Origin of the sequence: Streptomyces sp. NPDC026672 (assembly GCF_040638185.1) — a bacterium.
Lineage (GTDB): Bacteria > Actinomycetota > Actinomycetes > Streptomycetales > Streptomycetaceae > Streptomyces.
The window spans coordinates 87,835-107,767 of the sequence record NZ_JBEZXS010000008.1 but is presented as its reverse complement, the minus strand read 5'-3'; the positions used below and the strand labels follow the sequence as shown (position 1 = coordinate 107,767).

General features: G+C 73.5%; 16 protein-coding genes. 10 read left to right on the top strand and 6 right to left on the bottom strand.

Features of this window, described 5'->3' with window-relative positions; translation table 11 throughout:
* Positions 1 to 15 precede the first annotated feature (15 nt).
* The 3 genes from AB0F77_RS11775 (at position 16) to AB0F77_RS11765 (ending at position 4,073) form a co-directional block, all read left to right on the top strand.
* Positions 16 to 1,518: an acyl-CoA synthetase gene (locus AB0F77_RS11775; protein ID WP_361945379.1), complete on the top strand. Its 1,503-nt coding sequence runs from the start codon at positions 16 to 18 to the stop codon at positions 1,516 to 1,518.
* 272 nt (positions 1,519 to 1,790) lie between these two features.
* Positions 1,791 to 3,347, top strand: a complete 1,557-nt coding sequence (locus AB0F77_RS11770) for a metallophosphoesterase family protein (protein WP_361945376.1) — start codon at positions 1,791 to 1,793, stop codon at positions 3,345 to 3,347.
* 9 nt (positions 3,348 to 3,356) lie between these two features.
* On the top strand, positions 3,357 to 4,073 hold the full coding sequence (locus tag AB0F77_RS11765) for a methyltransferase domain-containing protein (RefSeq protein WP_361945373.1): 717 nt from the start codon (positions 3,357 to 3,359) through the stop codon (positions 4,071 to 4,073).
* Between the two features lie 59 nt (positions 4,074 to 4,132).
* Here AB0F77_RS11765 and paaK read toward each other — a convergent pair whose 3' ends face one another.
* Entirely contained in the window at positions 4,133 to 5,434 is a 1,302-nt protein-coding gene (paaK, locus tag AB0F77_RS11760; protein WP_361945370.1) for a phenylacetate--CoA ligase PaaK, read from the bottom strand.
* Between the two features lie 238 nt (positions 5,435 to 5,672).
* Between paaK and AB0F77_RS11755 the strand changes: the two genes are divergently transcribed.
* The 3 genes from AB0F77_RS11755 (at position 5,673) to AB0F77_RS11745 (ending at position 7,664) form a co-directional block, all read left to right on the top strand.
* The gene (locus AB0F77_RS11755) at positions 5,673 to 5,915 is read left to right on the top strand and encodes a DUF397 domain-containing protein (RefSeq protein ID WP_361945367.1); all 243 of its coding nucleotides are present in this window, start codon (positions 5,673 to 5,675) and stop codon (positions 5,913 to 5,915) included.
* 146 nt (positions 5,916 to 6,061) lie between these two features.
* On the top strand, positions 6,062 to 7,018 hold the full coding sequence (locus AB0F77_RS11750; RefSeq protein ID WP_361945364.1) for a universal stress protein: 957 nt from the start codon (positions 6,062 to 6,064) through the stop codon (positions 7,016 to 7,018).
* Positions 7,019 to 7,166: 148 nt separating this feature from the next.
* Complete coding sequence (locus AB0F77_RS11745) at positions 7,167 to 7,664, top strand: hypothetical protein (protein ID WP_361945361.1); 498 nt, start codon at positions 7,167 to 7,169, stop codon at positions 7,662 to 7,664.
* A 72-nt stretch (positions 7,665 to 7,736) separates the two neighbouring features.
* On the opposite strand, the gene AB0F77_RS11740 is transcribed toward AB0F77_RS11745, so the two are convergent.
* The gene (locus AB0F77_RS11740) at positions 7,737 to 9,728 is read right to left on the bottom strand and encodes a peptidoglycan recognition family protein (RefSeq protein WP_361945358.1); all 1,992 of its coding nucleotides are present in this window, start codon (positions 9,726 to 9,728) and stop codon (positions 7,737 to 7,739) included.
* A gap of 294 nt (positions 9,729 to 10,022) precedes the next feature.
* Positions 10,023 to 11,162, bottom strand: a complete 1,140-nt coding sequence (locus AB0F77_RS11735) for an aminoglycoside phosphotransferase family protein (RefSeq protein WP_361945355.1) — start codon at positions 11,160 to 11,162, stop codon at positions 10,023 to 10,025.
* 246 nt (positions 11,163 to 11,408) lie between these two features.
* Between AB0F77_RS11735 and AB0F77_RS11730 the strand changes: the two genes are divergently transcribed.
* A complete protein-coding gene (locus AB0F77_RS11730; protein WP_361945352.1) occupies positions 11,409 to 12,899 on the top strand; it encodes a hypothetical protein in 1,491 nt (496 codons plus the stop codon).
* 43 nt (positions 12,900 to 12,942) lie between these two features.
* On the opposite strand, the gene AB0F77_RS11725 is transcribed toward AB0F77_RS11730, so the two are convergent.
* Entirely contained in the window at positions 12,943 to 14,358 is a 1,416-nt protein-coding gene (locus AB0F77_RS11725) for a SpoIIE family protein phosphatase (protein WP_361945349.1), read from the bottom strand.
* Between the two features lie 368 nt (positions 14,359 to 14,726).
* Here AB0F77_RS11725 and AB0F77_RS11720 point away from each other — a divergent pair, with 368 nt between their 5' ends.
* A complete protein-coding gene (locus AB0F77_RS11720) occupies positions 14,727 to 15,140 on the top strand; it encodes an SsgA family sporulation/cell division regulator (protein WP_361945346.1) in 414 nt (137 codons plus the stop codon).
* 23 nt (positions 15,141 to 15,163) lie between these two features.
* Here AB0F77_RS11720 and AB0F77_RS11715 read toward each other — a convergent pair whose 3' ends face one another.
* Both AB0F77_RS11715 and AB0F77_RS11710 read right to left on the bottom strand, forming a co-directional pair.
* Positions 15,164 to 16,177, bottom strand: a complete 1,014-nt coding sequence (locus tag AB0F77_RS11715) for a Gfo/Idh/MocA family oxidoreductase (RefSeq protein ID WP_361945343.1) — start codon at positions 16,175 to 16,177, stop codon at positions 15,164 to 15,166.
* A gap of 116 nt (positions 16,178 to 16,293) precedes the next feature.
* Entirely contained in the window at positions 16,294 to 17,388 is a 1,095-nt protein-coding gene (locus AB0F77_RS11710; protein WP_361945340.1) for a chemotaxis protein, read from the bottom strand.
* 111 nt (positions 17,389 to 17,499) lie between these two features.
* On the opposite strand from AB0F77_RS11710, the gene AB0F77_RS11705 reads away from it, so the two are divergent.
* On the top strand, positions 17,500 to 17,850 hold the full coding sequence (locus AB0F77_RS11705; RefSeq protein ID WP_361945337.1) for a hypothetical protein: 351 nt from the start codon (positions 17,500 to 17,502) through the stop codon (positions 17,848 to 17,850).
* Positions 17,851 to 18,144: 294 nt separating this feature from the next.
* Positions 18,145 to 19,869 (top strand): fatty acyl-AMP ligase, encoded by a 1,725-nt coding sequence (locus AB0F77_RS11700; protein WP_361945334.1) that lies wholly within the window; start codon positions 18,145 to 18,147, stop codon positions 19,867 to 19,869.
* The last annotated feature ends 64 nt before the right edge of the window (positions 19,870 to 19,933 follow it).

The following is a 19,933-nucleotide window of genomic DNA, read 5'->3' as shown; positions in this document are numbered from 1 at the left end:
CCAGGATCGACTGTCATGACGCAGGGACACGGCAGCACGGTTGACGGAGTGCTGCGGCGCAGCGCCCGGCGCACCCCGGCGCGCATAGCGCTGGAGTACGGCGAACGGACGTGGACGTACGGCGAACTCGACGACGCCGTCTCCCGCGCGGCGAACGTCCTGCTCGCCCAGGGACTCGCCCCCGGCGACCGCGTCGCCGCGTACGGCCACAACTCCGACGCCTATCTCGTCGCGTTCCTCGCCTGCGCCCGCGCCGGCCTGGTGCACGTCCCCGTGAACCAGAACCTCACCGGCGACGACCTCGCCCACATCGTCGGCCAGTCGGGCAGCGCCCTGGCCCTCACCGACCCCGGCCTGCGCGACCGACTCCCGCACGGCACACGGGTGTTGGCGCTGCGCGACACCGACGACTCGCTGCTCGCCCGGCTCGCGCACACCCCGCCGTACGACGGCCCCGAACCGCGCACCGAGGACCTGGTCCAACTGCTCTACACCTCGGGCACCACCGCGCTCCCCAAGGGCGCGATGATGTCCCACCGGGCCCTGGTGCACGAGTACCTGAGCGCCATCACCGCCCTCGACCTGAGCGCCGGTGACCGGCCCGCGCACGCGCTGCCGCTCTACCACTCCGCCCAGATGCACGTCTTCCTGCTGCCCTACCTCGCCGTCGGCGCCACCAACATCGTCCTCGACGCACCCGACGGCGACCGGCTGTTCGACCTCGTCGAGAGCGGCCGGGTGGACAGTCTGTTCGCGCCGCCCACCGTGTGGATCGGCCTGGCGAACCGCGCCGACTTCGCCACCCGCGACCTGGGCGGACTGCGCAAGGCGTACTACGGCGCCTCGGTCATGCCGGTGCCCGTACTGGAACGGCTGCGCGCCCGGCTGCCCGGCCTCGCCTTCTACAACTGCTTCGGCCAGAGCGAGATCGGCCCCCTCGCCGCCGTGCTCGGCCCCGACGAGCACGAGGGCCGGCTCGACTCCTGCGGCCGCACCGTGCTGTTCGTCGACGCGCGCGTGGTCGACGCCGACGGCGAGGACGTGCCCGACGGCACCCCCGGCGAGATCGTCTACCGCTCACCGCAGCTGTGCGAGGGCTACTGGGACAAACCGGAGGAGACCGCCGAGGCGTTCCGCGGCGGCTGGTTCCACTCGGGCGACCTCGCGGTCCGCGACGCCGACGGCTACCTCACGATCGTCGACCGCGTGAAGGACGTCATCAACTCCGGTGGCGTGCTGATCGCCTCGCGCCAGGTCGAGGACGCCCTGCACACCCACGAGGCGGTCGCCGAGGCCGCGGTGATCGGCCTGCCGGACGAGCGCTGGATCGAGGCCGTCACCGCGGTCGTCGTACCCCGCGGTGAGGTCACCGAGGACGAACTCGTCGCCCACGTACGGGAGAAGCTCACCGCGTTCAAGGCACCCAAACGCGTGCACCTCGTCGACGAACTGCCGCGCAACGCCAGCGGCAAGATCCTCAAGCGGGAACTGCGCGCCCGGTTCGGACCCACCACATGACGCCACGGCCGGATCCGCCAGGGTCGGGCCCGCCACGGCCGGACCCGCCGTGGTCGGATCCGCCAGGGTCGGGGCCGCCAGGGTTGGGCCCGCCGCGGTCGGATCCGTCTGGGTCGGGGCCGCCAGGGTCGGGCCCGCCGCGGTCGGGGCCGCCGCGGTCGGACCCATCACGGTCGGGCCTGCCGCACGGGGCCACAGATGGTCTCGTCCCATACCCGGCCCCGCCGCCGGTACCACGGCCGCCGTTCACACCCGCCGGGCACACCCCGCACATGGCCAGCCGCCTCCCCGCTCCCCTCGCCGCCCTCGCGGCCCTGCCCGGCCCCTGCGAAGTGCTGCGCTCCGCCCTCCTGCTCGCCCCGGCACTGCTGCGCTCCCCCTCCGCCGCCCACCGGACACGTCCCCCGCACCACCGCCCCGTCGCCGCCCTCCACCTGGAACTGGTCACCCTCACCGAGGACAGCGCCGTCATCACCTGGTACACCGCCCTGCCCGCGACCGGCGAGGGCCCGCTCACCCTGCTGCCCGCCGTCACGGAGGGCGAGGTCGTCTACGGCACGCACCCGGCCCGCCTCGACCGCACCGCGGGGGAGGACCGCCCCACCGCACACCACCATGTGGAACTCACCGGCCTGGAGCCGGGACAGACCTACTACTACCAGGCCCGATCGGAGGGTGTGGCCGCCACACCCACACCGCTGCACCTGGTGCGCGGCAACGCGGCGGGCACCTCCCACCACGGCCCCGGCCGGCACGGCGGCCCCTACTCCTTCACCACACCCCAGCCCCCGCCGGGCCGCGCCCTGATGACCCTCGCGCTCTGCAACGACCTGCACCTCGGCGAGAACACCGCGGGACTCGTGGCCGGACTGCCCCTGGTGCGCGGGGTGTCGCAGCGGCCGGGACTCCCGCCGTACCCGGAGATCCTGGGCCGGGCCGTGGTCGAGGAGGCCCTCCGGCGAGGGGCCGACCTGCTGCTGGCCGCCGGCGACCTCTCGGCCGGCGGCGCCCCGCACGACCTGGCGCGGGCCAGGGACATCCTGGACGGCTTCGGCACCCACGGACGGGACTACCTCGTCGTACGGGGCAACCACGACCGGGCCCGCCCCGGCACCGGGCACGGCGACTCCTTCCGCCGGGCGTTCGACGGCGACGACGGGCCCGGACACCTCTCCCACGACATGGGCGGGCTGCGCGTCATCGGCCTCGACACCTACCGCAGGCAGGACAACGGCGCCGGCGCCGGCAGCCTCGGCGCCGAGCAACTGTCCTGGCTGCGCCACCGGTTGAGGGAGAACCCGGACCAGCCCACCGTCGTCTTCGGCCACCACCCGCTGGCCGTGCGGGACTCCGTCCTGCCCGTGAGCCCCGGACAGCGCCTCGGCCGCCGCCAGGCCCGCTCGGTCCTCGACGCCTACGCCGCCGCCCCCGGCGTCTTCCTCCACCACGCGGGCCACACCCACCGCAACAAGCGCACCGTGCTGCCGCCCGCCCCGCACGTGGTCCAGCAGGAGGTCGGCGCCACCAAGGAGTACCCCGGCGGCTTCTTCCTGCTGCGGATCCACTCCGGCGGCTACGCCCTCAACTTCTACCGGGCCCCCGCGGCCCACGCCCTGGAGTGGAGCGAGCGCACCCGCCGACTGGCCGGGGGACTGTGGCCGCACCACGCACTCGGCCGCCACGTCGCCGACCGCAACAGCGTCGCCGCCCACGACCTGTCCGGGATCACCCGACCGGTGCCACCGGCCACCCCGGCGGGCTCCGCCCAAGGGATGAACCCCGCCGCGAACCGCCGGCCGCCCCCCGACCGTCCGCCGCCCCGTCCGTAGCCTCGGGGCATGGCGACCCTGTGGGACCTCATGCGCGACTGCATCCCCGACGACCACGCCCGCCAGGTCACGTCGCGCTACTACCTCGACGAGGCCATGAGCTCCCCCGGGGCACCCGACCGCGTGGTCGACCTCGGCTGCGGGCGCGGCACGTCGGCCCGGCTGTTCCGGCGGCACGATCCGGGCGTGCGGTGGCTGGGGGTCGACATCCGCGACTCCCCGGAGGCCGCGCAGCGCCCGCCCGGCGGCGACCCGGTGGTGTACTTCGACGGCGTCCGCCTGCCGTTCCGCTCCGACGGGCTGCCGCTGATCTACTCCCATCAGGTCTTCGAGCACGTCGCGCGGCCGAGGGAACTGCTGGCCGAGGTCGGACGCGTGCTGCGCCCCGGCGGGCTGTTCATCGGCAGCACGTCCCAGTTCGAGCCCTATCACTCCTTCAGCCTGTGGAACTACACGCCGTACGGATTCCGGGTCCTCGTCGAGGAGGCCGGGCTCGCCCTGAAGGAGATCCGGCCCTCGCTCGACGGCGTGACGCTGATGATGCGCGCCTACCACGACCGGCGGAAGGAGTACGGCCGCCACTGGAACGAGGAGTCCCCGCTCAACACGGAGATCGACGCCTGGGCCCACCGGACGCGGCGCCGCACGGCCCTCGTGAACCTGCGCAAGCTCACCTTCTGCGGCCAGTTCGCGTTCCGGGTGACAAAACCGGACCCCCGCGGCTGACCGTCGGGCACGCGCTCACGGACGACCGACCACGGACACCCGCTCCCGCGGACGCCGGCTCACGGGCGCGGGCGCAGGTCCACGATGCGGCGGATCTTGCCGACGGAGCGCTCCAGCGACTCCGGCTCGACGATCTCCACGGCGACGGACACCCCGATCCCGTCCTTCACCCCCGCGGCGATCGCCCGCGCCGCCTCCTCCCGCACCCCGGGCGTGGCGCCGGGACGGGCCTCGGCCCGCACGGTCAGCGCGTCCAGCCGCCCCTCGCGGGTCAGCCGCAGCTGGAAGTGCGGGGCGACCCCGGGGGTGCGCAGCACGATCTCCTCGACCTGCGTCGGGAACAGGTTCACCCCGCGCAGGATCACCATGTCGTCGCTGCGGCCGGTGACCTTCTCCATCCGCCGGAACACCCGGGCCGTACCCGGCAGCAGCCGTGTCAGATCGCGCGTCCGGTAGCGGATCACCGGCATGGCCTCCTTGGTGAGCGAGGTGAACACCAGCTCGCCCTCCGCGCCCTCCGGCAGCACCTCGCCCGTGATCGGGTCGACGACCTCCGGGAAGAAGTGGTCCTCCCAGATGTGCAGACCGTCCTTGGTCTCCACGCACTCCTGCGCCACACCGGGGCCGATCACCTCGGACAGCCCGTAGATGTCCACGGCGTCGATCCCGAACCGCCCCTCGATCTCGCGCCGCATCTCCTGCGTCCACGGCTCCGCGCCGAACACGCCCACGCGCAGCGAGGTGCCGCGCGGGTCCACGCCCTGCCGCTCGAACTCGTCGAGCAGCGTCAGCATGTACGACGGGGTGACCATGATGATCCCGGGTTCGAGGTCCTGGATCAGCTGGACCTGACGGGCCGTCATGCCGCCGGACGCGGGGATGACCGTACAGCCGAGGCGCTCGGCACCGTAGTGCGCGCCCAGCCCACCCGTGAACAGCCCGTAGCCGTACGCCACATGGACACGGTTGCCGGGGCGGCCGCCCGCCGCCCGGATCGAGCGGGCCACCATGTCCGCCCACATGGAGAGGTCGTTGTCCGTGTAGCCGACCACCGTGGGGCGCCCGGTGGTGCCGCTGGAGGCGTGGATACGGCGGATGCGCTCACGGGGCACCGCGAACATCCCGTACGGATAGTTCGCCCGCAGATCGGCCTTGGTCGTGAAGGGGAACCGGGCCAGATCGGCGAGCGAGCGGCAGTCCTCCGGACGCACACCCGCCGCGTCGAAGGACTCCCGGTAGAAGGGCACGTTGTCGTAGGCGTGCCGCAGCGAGGCCCGCAACCGCTCCAGCTGGAGCGCCCGCAGCCCCTCGGCGTCGAGCCGTTCCCCGGCGTCGAACAGCTCCGTGACCTCGTCCGCCATGGGGCCACCTCTCCTCACCGACCGCACCGATCCGGACGACCGATCATTCGGTCGCCCCGCCGGAGATCAGTAACCCAGCCCCCCGCCCCCGAAGCAACCCCCCGACACCGTTTCCCCCGGCCGCGGTGCGGCACGGGTGTGGGTCGGCGGGTTGTGAAAGGTCCCCCTCACGTGGCCTGTTGGCGGTCGGGAGGGGTCGCTAGGCTGGCCGCGGACGACGATCGGGAGGAGCACGGACGTGGCCGAGAGCACCATCCAGCAGCAGCCGCTCATGGGCTGGGACAAGCCGGACCTGGACCTGAGCAGCGCCGAGTGGCAGTCCAGCAGCCGAGGTCTGGGGGATGTCCAGATCGCCTTTGTCGAAGGATTCATCGCGATGCGCAACAGCGGCCGCCCGGAGAGCCCCTCCCTCATCTTCACGCCCGCCGAGTGGGGCGCCTTCGTCTCCGGCGCGCGCGAGGGCGAGTTCGACCTGACCTGAACCGCCCGCGGCGCCCCTCGGGAGCCGAACCGGGGGTGTTCCGCCCCGAATTCCGGACACGCGAGCAGCAGAGCCCCCTCGGGGATCATGCCTGAGCGAGGCTGACCCCCGCAGTGGGGGAGGTCGTACTCCGGAGGTGAGCAACCATGACCACTCCGCCGGTCATCGCCGCGGTCGACGGTTCGGACGACAGTCTGCGCGCACTCGACTGGGCGCTCGACGACGCCCGCAGGCGCTCGGCACCGGTCCGCGTCGTGCACGTACGGCAGTACGCGCCCTGGGCGCAGCCCGAGGTCCCGGTCGCCGCGCCGCCGGACGGCGACGACGACCCGGTCCTCGACCGGGTACGGGCGTTCGTGAAGGAACGGGCGGAGGGCGCGGACGCCGAGTACACGACCCTGTCGGGCGCGCCGGCCGCGCTGCTGCCCGAACTCGGCGACGCCGCACAGCTGCTGGTGCTCGGCTCCCGCGGCCGCGGCGGCTTCGCCAGCCTGCTGCTCGGCTCCAACGGCCTGGCCGCCGCCCGCACCGCCGCGTGCCCCGTGGTCGTGGTGCCCCGGCCCGGCCGCGGCACCGACGACCCGTCCCCGGTCGACACCGCCCCGGGCCCACGGGTGGTCGTCGGCGTCCAGGTGGACGACCCCGACGAGGGCACCCTCGCCTTCGCCTTCGCGGAGGCCGCGGGGCGCGACGCACGGCTCCAGGTGATCGCCGCGTACCCGTGGCCCGTGCAGACCTGGGCCGTCGCCGGCGAACCGGTGCCCACCGTCCTCGACCAGCAGCCCGTCGAGGACGAGACCCGCATCCTCCTGGAGGAGGCCCTGGCCCCGCACCGCGCCCGCCACCCGCACGTCCCCTCCGAGGCGTACGCGCTGCCGGGCGACGCCGCCGGGCTCCTCGTGGCCGCCTCCCGGGACGCCGAACTCGTCGTGGTCGGCCGGCACCGGCGGCGCCCGCTCTCGCCCGTCCGCATGCTGGGCTCCGTCACCCAGGCCGTGCTGCTGCACGCGGCGAGCCCGATCGCGGTGGTCCCGCCGGCCCCCACGGACGAGCCGACGAGCGGGTCGGCGCAGGAGTCGGCAGGGGAGTCGGCAGGGGAATGACCGGACGCACGGCCCGGACGCACGACAACGCCCGGGCGACGGCCCCCTCCGGAGGGTGCGCGGGCGCCCCGCGTCAGGGGGTTCGTCGTGCGTCGTGGTGGGGGCGCCCGCACTCCGCCGGGCGCCCGTGTGCACGTACCATGGCGGCATGTCGTTCCTCCGCCGCCGCAGCGCGACTCCCGCCGGGCCCGACTTCGACGTGCTGGCCATGGACCCGGGAGACTGGCCGGGCAACCTCGGCGCCGGTCTGCTGCCCGCGCCCGACGGCACCTGCCAGGGCGTCTTCCTGCGCTACGACCTGTTCGGCGGCCGCGGCCCCGCCATGATCATCGGCAACCTCCCGGAGGGCTCCCCGGCCCGCGAGGTGGCCGAGGACGAGATCCCCTTCGAGGTCGTGCAGCTGCTGCTGGCGCTGGACAACGAGGAGGAGGTCACCGTCACCGGCACCGAGGACATGCCGGTGCTCCAGGGCGACAACCTGCTGATCGTGCGGCGCCTCAAGCTCTCCGAGAGCCGTATCTCCTGCGTCCAGTTCGACCGCAGCGACGGTGTCCTCGTCACCATCGCCGCCTGGGACCGGCCCATCACGGACGACCTGTACGCCCTGCTGAAGCCGCTCCCGGCGGAACTCTTCCAGCAGGGCTGACGGCCCCGTGGCCTAGGGCGTGTTTCGAAAGTCCCGCCCTCCGGGCGGACGGCGCTACTTTCGAAACACGTCCTAGCGGGCCGAGGACTCCACCCGTACGTCGGCGGCGCGTACCCACGCCACCCGGTGGCCGTACTGGATCTCGTAGTACAGGTCCTCGCCGATCACGACCGCGTGCGTGCCGGTGGTGTAGGTGACGGCGTAGTAGTACTCGCCGGGCGCCCGCTCACCGACGGCGTACCGCTGGCCCGCCGGGATCGTGTACGGCAGCGGCGACACCGTCTGCGCGGGCACCCCCGCCGGGTACGCCGCCGCCTCCGGGTACGCCCGCCCGTACACCGGGATGCTCGTCACCCCGTCCTTGGGCGTGATCACCGGGCCGGACGCGTTCACCGCCGCCGGCCGCCCGTTCGGGTTCCTGAACCAGGCCTTCCGGCCGAGGTACCAGATCGCCGTCCAGTCGCCCCAGCGGCCGGCGACCGCGAACCGCTGGCCGGTCGACACCCGTGACGACAGGTCGTTCACGTCGGTCGTCGGACCGGTGCCGAGCCCGACGTCCCTGATCAGCGGCGAGTCCTCGCTGTGGTCCGAGTACAGCCGCACCTCGCCCGACCCGTGGTCCGCGCACGGGTCGCCGGCGGTGACGCAGCCCGTGTAGACGGGCCGGTTCGCCGTGTAGTCCGGCAGGATCGTGACCAGCCCGCCGGCCCTGCCCGCGGTCTTGCGGAACGGGTGGCCCAGCAGCTCGAAGTAGTGCCGCCAGTCCCAGTACGGGCCGGGGTCGGTGTGCATGCCCGCGACCGCGGACGTCGTCGGACCCGGCACGTTGTCGTGGCCCAGGACGTGCTGCCGGTCCAGCGGGATGCGGTACTTGGCGGCGAGGTACCGCACCAGCCGGGCCGACGAACGGTACATCGCCTCCGTGTACCAGGAGTCCGGTGAGGTCAGGAAGCCCTCGTGCTCGATGCCCACCGACTTCGCGTTGACGTACCAGTTGCCCGCGTGCCAGGCCACGTCCTTCGCCTTCACATGCTGGGCGATCAACCCGTCCGTCGAGCGGATCGTGTAGTTCCACGACACATAGGTCGGGTCCTCGATCAGGTTCAGCACACCGTCCCAGGCGCCCTCCGTGTCATGGATGACGATGAACCGGATGCTCTGCGACGCCGGCCGCTCCCCGAGGTCGTGGTTGCCGTAGTCACCGTCCCCGAACTCCTCGTACGGCGCCGGGACCCAGGTGCAGGACACCGACGAGGGGCACTCCGTGTCGCCGGACGACACCGACCTGAGCCCGGTCCGCCGCAGCTGCGCGGTGTCCGGCACCAGGTCCGGCCGGGCGGCGAGGGTCACCGACCGGCCCTGGTCGGTGACGCGTTCCTCCCCGGTGCGCAGCACGTCGTACACGTCGTCCGCGTACGCCGCGGCCGTCGTCGCGTCCTCGGCGCCGGAGAAGCGGGCCACCGCGCCGTACCAGCGTGCCGGGTCCGCGCTCAGCGGCTCGCCGAGTTCCCGCTGGGCAGCCGCGAGCAGGGCCGCGCCACCGGCCACGTTGGCCGCCGGGTCGGTCCGCAGTTCCTCGGCCGGCAGCCCGGTCAGCCCGGCGGCCCTCGGCAGCGTCCTCAGCCGCGCCGGCAGCGCACTCCCGGCCGGCAGGGCCGCCGCCACCGGGGCCGTTGCCGCCGCGGCCGGACGCGGGGCGGGGCGGGCACCGTCGCCGCGGGCGTCCTCGGTGCTCCCGTCGTGGTGCGAGCGTGCGGCGAGCGCGGTGCGCGCGTCGGTCAGGTGCATGGGGCCGTACCCGCCGGTCACGCTGGGGGCGCCCGCGTGCGTGTCCCAGCGGGACTGGAGGTAGGAGACGGCCAGCAGGACGCTCGGCGGCACGTGGTACTCGGCGGCGGCGCTCGTGAACGCGCGTTGCAGTCCGCCGGCGGTCGACGGGCCCTGCGCGGGCGGCGGGGCGGCGCCCAGCAGCGGCAGCAGCAGGGCCCCGCAGGCGACGGCCCCGGCCGCCCTGCGGACGCGTCCGCCACCGCGGGCGCGCGTGGGTGTGTCGGATCCTCGCAAGGCGACCTCCTGGGACGGACGGGCTCGACGGGTCTCGACCGGTTCGACGCGGTGTGCGGGCACTGAGCGTCGCTCAGTGGTACCGGCTTGCCGACGATCCGTCAATCATGCCCAGGAGAGGGCGATTTCCCATGTCAGGCGGGTGCTGCGGGAGTTTCGCGGCGGCAGTGCCCGGGCCTGCGGCGCGTCAGTGGCGTACACCTGTGGGGCCCGCACACATGTCCTGGCGGTCCGCGGTCCGCGGTGCGCCGTTGCCCCGGGCGTTCCGCGGACCGTCGTCCCCTTCGATGAGGCTCAGCGAGTGCCGACCGCCGCGCGTACGGCCCTGCGGGCCAGCTGGCAGTCGTCGTGCAGCCGCCTGAGCAGCAGCCGCTGTTCCTCGCCGGACGGTGCGGCGCCCGGGGTGGCCGCACCGGGCGCCGCCGTGGGCGTGTGGTGCAGGGAACGCTGCACGGCGGTCTCGTAGGTGCGGATCTCCCGGGTGAGGACCAGCATCAGGTTGACGAGGAAGGCGTCCCGCGAGGCGGGGCCGGCCGACTGGGCGATCTGGCTGATCTGACGCCGCGCCACCGGCGCGTCGCCGAGGATCGCCCACAGCGTCGCCAGGTCGTAGCCCGGCAGGTACCAGCCGGCGTGCTCCCAGTCCACCAGCACCGGACCGGCGGGGGAGAGCAGCATGTTGGAGAGGAGCGCGTCCCCGTGGCAGAACTGGCCCATGCCCTGGCGGCCCGCCGCGTGCGCGATGCCGTGCAGCAGCTTCTGCAGGTCGCCGAGGTCACGGTCGGTGAGCAGGCCCAGTTCGTGGTAGCGGGAGATCCGGGCCGCGTAGTCCAGCGGCGCGTCGAAGGTGCCCGCCGGGGGCCGCCAGGCGTTCAGCCGGCAGATCGCGCCCAGCGCCGCCCTGATGTCCGCGCGCGGCGGGGTCTCCAACGGGTGCCGGTGCAGGGCGGCCACCCGGCCGGGCATCCGCTCGACGACCAGCGTGCCGTTGTCCGGGTCCGCCGCGATCAGCCGCGGCACCCGGATCGGCGGCCGGTGCCGGACGAACGACCGGTACGCCCCTATTTCGTGCCGGATCCGCTCGGCCCACGCCGGCGACCGGTCCAGTAAGCACTTGGCGACGGCCGTGCTGCGCCCCGTCGTTCCCACGAGGAGCACCGAACGGCCGCTCTGGCGCAGCACCTGCACCGGAGCGAACTCCGGGCAGATCCGCTGCACCGACGCGATCGCGGTGCGCAACTGCGCGCCCTGGGGGCCGGACAGGTCGAGTCTGCCGCTGAGCGGACCGGTGCCGGGTCCCGCCGCGCGCCGCGGCCGGCCCGCGACCGGCACCGGCGCTCCCGGCCGCGCGGGCTCGAGACGGGGGCCGCCGCCCGCAGGGCGGGAGCGCAGCGGCCGGGGCGGGGCGGACACGGAGGACGATGCTGCGTACATGGGAGATACAGATCCCTTCGTGTGCCTGCTGTGCCTGCCGTGAAGCTCGATCGCCCTCCCGTCCCGGCCGCCCCGGTGCACCCTGGGGAGTGTTCCTCGGCGACCGGGTCGGGGTGGCGCATTCCTACCTGACACCCGGTGCCCAGTGGCACACCATCTGGCGCACCCTGGCGAACCCTGGCGAATAGTCGCCCGGCAACCGCCACCGGGCTAGTGTCAACTCAGCCGAGAACCTGGGGGCTTGACGTGAGCGGACAACCCAACACCCGGCTCGCGGACCTGTTCGGCCTGGCCGGCTGGTCCAAGGGCGAACTCGCGAGGCTGGTCAACCGGCAGGCGGCGGCCATGGGCCACCCCCAGCTGGCGACCGACACCTCCCGGGTGCGGCGGTGGATCGACACGGGAGAGATCCCGCGCGATCCGGTGCCGCGGGTGCTGGCGGCCCTGTTCACCGAGCGTCTCGGTCGTGTCGTGACCATCGAGGACCTCGGTCTGGTGCGGCACGGGCGCGCGGGGAAACGGCAGGGCGGCGGGAAAGCGGAACATCCCGACGGCATGTCGTGGGCGCCCGAACGGACTGCCGCGGTCCTCACCGAATTCACGGGAATGGACCTCATGCTCAACCGACGCGGCTTGGTGGGCGCGGGTGCCGTGCTCGCCGCGGGATCCACACTCAGCAGTGCCATGCACGACTGGCTGACCACCGATCCGGCCCTCAAGGCCGACGCCCCTGCCGTCAACGACCCCCTGCACGCCGACCCCGCCGGGTACGACCGTTACGAGGCCGTCCCCATCGGGTCGCAGGAGATCGAGGAACTGGAGCGCTCGGTCGAGGTGTTCCGGGCCTGGGACGCGGCCCGCGGGGGCGGGCTGCAACGCAAGGCGGTGGTGGGCCAGCTCAACGAGGTGGGCGGCATGCTCGCCTACCGTCACCCCGACCATCTCCAGCGGCGCCTGTGGGGCGTCGCCGCCAACCTGGCCGTCCTCGCGGGCTGGATGTCGCACGACGTCGGCCTCGAACCCACGGCCCAGAAGTACTTCGTCATCGCCGCCCACGCGGCCCGTGAGGGCGGTGACCGGCCGCGCGCCGGGGAGGCGCTCTCCCGAGCGGCTCGCCAGATGGTGCACCTCGGCCGGCCCGACGACGCGCTCGACCTGATGAAACTCGCCCGGTCCGGCTCGGGCGACGAGGTGCTGCCGCGCACCAAGGCGATGCTCCACACCATCGAGGCCTGGGCACAGGCGTCGATGGGCAAGGGACAGGCGATGCGCCGCACGCTCGGCCGGGCGGAGGACCTCTTCGTCTCCGACAAGGACGACGTGCCGGCGCCGAGCTGGATGCAGACCTTCAAGGAGGAGGACCTGTACGGCATGCAGGCCCTGGCCTACCGCACGCTGGCCGAGCACGATCCGGCAGCGGCCGTGCACGCCCAGTACTACGCGGAGAAGGCCCTGGCGCTGCGTGTCGACGGCAGGCAGCGGTCGAAGATCTTCGACTTCCTGTCCATGGCGTCCGCCTGCTTCATCGCGGACGACCCCGAACAGGCGGACCGGTACGCGCGGTTGGCCCTGATGTCGATGGGATCGAACTCCTCCCACCGCACCTGGGACCGGCTGCGTCAGATGTACCGGCTCACCGCCCAGTACGCCGGCTACCCGAGGATCAACGAACTGCGGGAGGAGATCATGCAGGTGCTGCCCAGGAGCAAGGGCGGGGGAGCCGGCGCCCAGGTATAGGAGGCGGCGCACAGGCACAGGGGGCCTGTGACGCGGCGCCGTCCTACGCGGTCACCCTGACGACGAGCACACACGCGTCGTCCTCGCGGCCGCTTCCGCCGAACTCCTCCACGACCGTCCCCACGCAGTCCTGCGCGGTGTCTGCCGCGCCGAGCCGCGGGGCGAGGTCGAGGAGCCGGTCCACGGCCTCGGTCCCGCTGTTCCCGGGCACCAGTCCCGTGGTGTGCAGCAGGAGCAGGTCGCCCGGTTCCAGGGTCAGTTCGGCCTGTCCGTACGCGGCTCTGGTCGTCGTGCCCAGCAGGACGCCGTCCGGTGCGGTGAGCGCACACCCCGTCCCGTCGCGCAGCAGCAGCGGGGCGGGGTGTCCTGCCTGTGCCCACCGGAGGGTGCGGGTGTCGGGGTGGTAGCGGCAGCACAGTGCGCTGCCCAGGGCCGGTTGGGCGGTGGTGTCGAGCAACTGGTCGAGCCAGGTGAGGAGTTGACCGGGTTGGGTGCCCGCCGTCGCCATGCCGCGCACGGCGCCCAGCAGCATCGCGGTGTCCGGGGCCGCGGTGCCGTGTCCGGTGAGTCCGCCGACGCTCAGCAGGGTGTCGCCGTCGGGCAGTTCGAGCGCGTCGTACCACTCGGACCCGGTGAACGCCCCCGTCGCGGAGGGGAGTCGGCGGGCCGCCACGTCGAGGGCGGCCGGTGCGCGGGAGGGGAGGCGGAGCGGGACGTGCCGCTCGGGCGCGTCCGGGGCCCCGGTGCCGGTGCCGGTGCCGGTGCCGGTGTCGCGGTGCAGGCGCAGCGAGTCCTGGGTCTCGCGCACCGTCCGCCGCCTGCGGCGCACTTCGCTGACGTCGCGGAGCACGGCCCACATGGTGGCGGTGGCGCCGTCGGCGTCGAGCACCGGCTCGCCCATCATGTGCACGGTCCGGACGGAGCCGTCGGGCCGTACGACGCGGAACTCGCCGTCGATGGGCTTGGCGTCGACGAGGCAGTCGGTCACCATCGCGGTCAGCCTCGGCCGGTCCTCGTCGAGGACCAGGGAGGGCAGTTCGTCGAGGGTGAGCGCCGGCGTGGCGGGGTCGAGGCCGAGGATGCGGTACAGCTCGCCGGACCAACCGGCCTCGTCCGTCAGCAGGTTCCATTCGGCGGTGCCGACCCGGGAGAGCGGCAGGGCGTCCGGGCGGGCGTCGGCGCCGGGTCCGTCCGTGGCGTGCGCCGGGGCGGTGGCCGGGGGCTGCGGTCCGTCGCGCAGTTGTGCCAAGTGCTCGTCCAGGTCGCTGAGTTGGTGCAGCGCCAGGTCGTAGAGCGCGCGCCTCCAGCGTTCCCCGGGGTCCGATCCGTCGCCCTGCGCGTCCCGTCGTACGGCGTCCACGTCGCCCCTGAGCCGCCGCGTCTGCGAGATCAGCGACTCGACCGAACCGGGGTCCGGTGGCCGGCCGGCTGGGCGGTCCGCGGAGAGGTGGGACGGCATGACGCGCTCCGATGCGGGGACGGTACGGGCACACGGGCGTGGGAGGTGGAGGGACCGCTACGACTGTTGCACAGCCCGACACCCCCTGTAAGGGATTTGGCAACACACGATCCGGTGGTGCTTCCGGCATATGCCAGAGTCTTCATCGTGTGGTCACGCGGTGTGAACGCCGTACGCGGGTCGACGGTCCAAGTCGTAGGAAGACTACGCGACTTGGCTGACAGAAAGGGCTTTCTCCATGGCATCCGGGCATGCGTTCGACGGGCATGTGTTCTATGTTTCATATGCCCACAATCGGGGTGACGCAGGTCACACGAGATAGTGGGCCTCCAGGTGTCAGGCGAACGGCTTCCCGGACTCGTACAAGCATGGACATCACCATCCGGCAGCCCGCACGTGCCCGGCTGATCACCGCCGAGGACCACGAGATCCCCGTGCCCGCGACCCTCCGGTACACCGCGGAGGACCCGCTCGCCGTGTTCATCGACTTCCCGCCGCAGGTCACCCTCGACGGCGACAGCGTCACCTGGACCTTCGCGCGTTCGCTCCTGGACGAGGGGCTCGGCGCCCCGGCGGGCCGCGGGGACGTGCGCATCCGCCCGTGCGGGCGGGTGTCCACGGTCATGGAGTTCCACTCGCCGCACGGACTCGCCCTGCTCCGCTTCGAGACCGCGGCCCTGCGCCGCTTCCTGCTCCGCAGCCACGCCGCCGTGCCGTCCGGCCGGGAGGACCTCGGCGAGATCGTCGAACGGGGGCTCGGCGCGCTGTTCGGCGGGGTGTGAGCGCGGCCCGGCCGGCCGGGCGGTCAGGCGTACAGGGCGGGGCGGGGGGCCAGTTCGACCGTGGTGCGGGCCCCCGTCTCCAGGGCGCGCACACCGGCCTCGGCGACGGCGGAGGCCGCGTAGCCGTCCCACGCACCGGGCCCCGCGACCAGGCCCCGCCGGGTCGCGTCCACCCAGGCCCGCACCTCGCGGTCGTAGGCGTCGGCGAACCGCACGAGATAGTCCTGCGCCACCTCCTCGCGGGCCCCGCCGCCCGAGGTCACCAGCATGGAGCGGTCGTCGCCGATCCGGGCGCTGCCGTGCTCGCACACCGCCTCGCAGCGCACCTGGTAGCCGAAGCCGGAGTTGACGAAGACCTCCACGTCCACCAGGGCGCCCCGTTCGGTCTCGAAGAGCACGAACTGCGGGTCGGCCAGCCCCTCGGGGGCGCCCGCCGAGGACGCCGGACGGTGCACGGTCACCGCGGTCAGCTCCTGCCCGAGCAGCCAGCGCGCCGCGTCGATCTCGTGCGACACCGAGCTGTTGATCAGCATGGGGCTGGTGAAGTACGGCGGGGACGACACGTTGCGGTGGGTGCAGTGCAGCATCAGCGGACGCCCGAGGCCGCCCCCGTCGAGCAGGGCCTTCAGCCGCTGGTACTCGGCGTCGTAGCGGCGCATGAAACCGATCTGCGCGAGCCGGCGCCCGAGCCCGGCCTCGGCCTCCACCACCCGGAGCGCTCCCTCGGGGTCCGGCACCATGGGCTTCTCGCACAGGACCGGCAGACCACGGGCGAACGCGGCGAGCAGCGCCTCCTCGTGCGCGGGACCGGGGGAGACGATCAGCACCGCCTCCACACCGGGCGCGTCCAGCGCGGCCTCCGCCTCCGTGTGGACGGTGACCCCCTCGATGCCCGCCACGGCCTCCTGCGCGCGGTCGGTGTCGGGATCGGCCACCGCGGCGACCCTGGCGCCGCCCACCCCGCGGTCCAGGCGCCGTATGTGGTCGGCACCCATGTGTCCCGCGCCCAGTACCGCTACGCCCAGCAGGTCTCCCACGTGCGCACTCCCTCTCGGCCGACGATCACGCCGTAGCGTACGCCGCGGGGAGGGGACGCCCACCGGGGGCGAACGCGCCCGAGGGGGCGGGGTGCCGTCGGCGCACGGGGGCGCCGTCAGTAGCGCAGGACGCCCGCGATACCGGCGGCGTCGTCCAGGGTGCCGTCGGGGACGAAGCGGACGTCGGCGCCGGTCTCCAGGCACTGCTCGACGATCTCGTCCACGATGTCCTCACGGGCGTCCAGATCGCCGCTGTCGGCGGGGATCAGATGGTCGCCGGCGTCCCGGACCGTCACCCGGTAGTTCTCCTCGACGGCGAGCAGCCGCACCCGGCCCTCCCGGGCACTGCGCCACACCTCGTCCACGCCCGCGGCGAACTCCTTGCGGCCGCGCGCGCCGTCCAGCTCGCGCGCCACCCCGCGGGTGCCGCGCAGCGACGCGGCGTCCACCGCGGGGCGTACCGCCTGCCACACCGCGTCCGGGGTGCCGTGCGCGAGACCGCCGTGCGGGACCTGCACCGCGTCGCGCGTGATGCCGCCGACCTCGTCCAGCAGGGTCAGCGCGGCCGGTTCGCCCGTGACGTACAGCGTCCGCGGGGCGTCGCGCAGCACCTTGGTGATCGCCGTGCCGGCCTCCCGCAGGAAGTGCCGGGTGTCCTCGTCGCGGTAGGGGCTCGGGGTGTCGCCGATCTGCTCGCGCCGCTCGGCGTCGAAGTTCTCCCGGTCCCGTGACATGGGGAAGCCGCCGGCACGGGCCTCGGTGACCCGGTCGACGCCCCCGTTCCACAGCGTGACCCGGTCCGAGGAGACCGACAGGACCCAGAAGGGCCGTTCGGCGGCGTGCGCGGAGACCAGGTTGCGGGTCAGGAAGGTGTCGGAGAGCACCACACGTTCGGGCACCGTGCGGGCCAGCGACCACACCTGGTGCTCGCCCGGCGCGGCGAAGATCACCAGTCCGTCCTCGGCGTGCGCCAGATCCACCTCGGCGAGGGCGCGGTCGAGCTGGTCCACGACGTCGGCGCGGCGCTCCCGGGTCACGGACGGATCGGACTCCAGCTGCTTCTTGGCCTCGGCCACCACGTTGCGCAGCCGGACCGGGTCCTGGGAGTTGTCGGGCTCGCGGCGATGCGTCGGCGTCAGCACCGACACCGCGGGATAGGGGCGCGGACGCCGCAGCTCGGCGAGGGTCACGGGACTGAGTGCGTGCTCCATAAGAGCACGATAGGTCCGATACGCCGATCGGGCATTCGGGGTAATTCACCGCATGCGGACGGGATCGGGCGGGGTGAGAATCGACGCAGGTCACGGCAGGAGGTGATCCCGGTGGCCCGGCTCGACGTCGACGGCGACGACCTGGTGGTCCGGCTGAGCCCCGCGGAGCGGCTGGCGGCGCGGCGCCGCGAGGTCCGCGTCCCGCTCGCCGCCGTGCGCCGGGCGGCCGTGGAACCCGACTGGTGGCGCGGCCTGCGCGGCGAACGGCGCGCGGGGCGGTGGCTGCCCGACCGGTTCTGCGTGGGGGAGTGGCGGCACGGCGGCGGCCGTGACTTCGTCGCCGTACGTGAGCGCCGCCCCGTCGTCGTGGCCGACCTCGGCCCGCCCGCGCCGTTCGCCCGCCTCACCGTCTCCGTCCCGGATCCCCAAGCTGTCGTAGCGGCCATCCGGCAGGCTGTGTAAGCGAGTTGATATGTTCGTCCGGTCGTCCCCGGCGACCGCCCACGTCAACTCCCGTGGACGCCAAGCGTTCTTCGGTGTCGGCATGTCGATCACAACCTGCTTGCTAAGGTGCTACCTGCCGGTAGCAAGCTGCTGCGGGGGGAACACGGGGAGTCACCACGGCGGTGGCTCCCGTCACGGGGGAGCCGGTCGAACGGTTCGGCAAGGGGGCCGAACCGGCAGTGCGCGCATGTGTGACGTGACCCAGAGCTCCAGTTTCCTCGCCCTACTTCTTCAGACAGGTGAGAGCGTCACATGGCACGTACCCTGGTCGATCAGCTGACCGAGCACGCCGCGAACCATCCCGACCGGACCGCCTACCGCCACCTCGTCACGGGTGACGCCGACGGCGAGGTCCAACACCTCACGTACGCCCGACTCGCCACCCGCACGCGGGCCGTCGCCGCCTGGCTCCAGGAACACGTGCCGGCCGGCTCCCGCGCCATGCTGCTGTACCCGCCGGGCCTGGAGTTCATCAACGGCTACCTGGGCTGCCTCGCGGCCGGCGTCGTCGCCGTGCCGGGCGTGCCCCCGCAGGGCCGCTCCCAGAACCACCGCGCCCTCATCCGCATGAAGCGCCTGCTCGCCGACGCCGACGCCAGGGTGATCCTCGGCGGGCGCGAGGTGCTCGCCGCGCTGGACTCGGCGGCGGAGCACCTGCCCGAACTCGACGGCATACCCCGCGTGGTGACCGAGGACATACCCGACGAGGCGGCCACCGCCTGGCGCGAACCCGACCTCACCGCCGACTCGGTCGCCTTCCTCCAGTACACCTCCGGCTCCACCTCCGCCCCGCGCGGCGTCATGGTGACCCACGGCAACCTCCTCGACAACGAGCGGGTCATCACCGAGCGCATGGGCCACACCCCGGACGCGATCGCCGCGTACGACCACGAGCTGTACGTCAGCTGGCTGCCCGTCTACCACGACATGGGCCTCATCGGACCGGTCCTCAACACCGTCCACCTGGGCGCCACCGCCACCCTCTTCTCACCGCTGCACTTCCTCCAGCGGCCCGCCCGCTGGCTCAGCGCAGTCACCCGCTTCCGCCCGCACACCAGCGGCGCCCCCAACTTCGCCTACGAGCTCTGCCTCAAGCACGCCACCCCGCAACTGCTCGACGAACTCGACCTGAGCGCCTGGAAGGTGGCCTTCAACGGCGCCGAACCCGTCCGCGCCGCCACCCTGCGCCGCTTCACCGAGACATTCGCCCCCGCCGGCTTCCGCGACACCGCGCTCTACCCCTGCTACGGCCTCGCCGAGGCCACGCTGATGGTCACCGGCGCCACCGCCGGCGCCCCGCCGACCCTGCTGGCCGCCGACGAGAGCGGACCCCACGCCGGCGAACAGGACGCCGCGACCGTCGGCTGCGGCCGCCCCGGCCCCGGTGTCACCCTCGCGATCGCCGACCCCGAACGCCAGATGGAACTGCCCGGGGGCGAGGTCGGCGAGATCTGGGTCGGCGGCGCGAGCGTCGCCAAGGGCTACTGGCGCAACACCCTCGCCACCCGCGAGACCTTCCGCGCGACGCTCCCCGCCCACGAGGGCCGCTTCCTGCGCACCGGCGACCTCGGCTTCCTGCGCGACGGCGAACTCTTCGTCACCGGGCGCCTGAAGGACCTCATCGTCGTCGACGGCCGCAACCACTACCCGCAGGACCTGGAGCTGGCCGCCGAGCTCTCCCACCCCGCCCTGCGGCCCGGCTGCACCGCCGCGTTCTCCGTGGACAGCGGCGTCGAGGGCGAACAGCCCGTCGTCGTCGCCGAGTTGGCGCCCGAGGCGGCCGGCGAGCACGAGAAGATCGGCGAACTGATCCGCAGCGCCGTCGGCGAGGCCCACGGCCTGTCCGTGCACGACGTGGTGCTCGTCCACCCCGGCACCATCCCGAAGACGTCCAGCGGCAAGATCCAGCGCCGCGCCACGCGCACCGCCTACCAGGACGGCACCCTCGCCGTGGTGGGCGTACCCGCCGCCGGGTGACGGCCCCTTCGCGCCCGTAAGGCCCCGTACGGCCCCCCGCGGCCCCGACGCCGTTCGCGGCGGC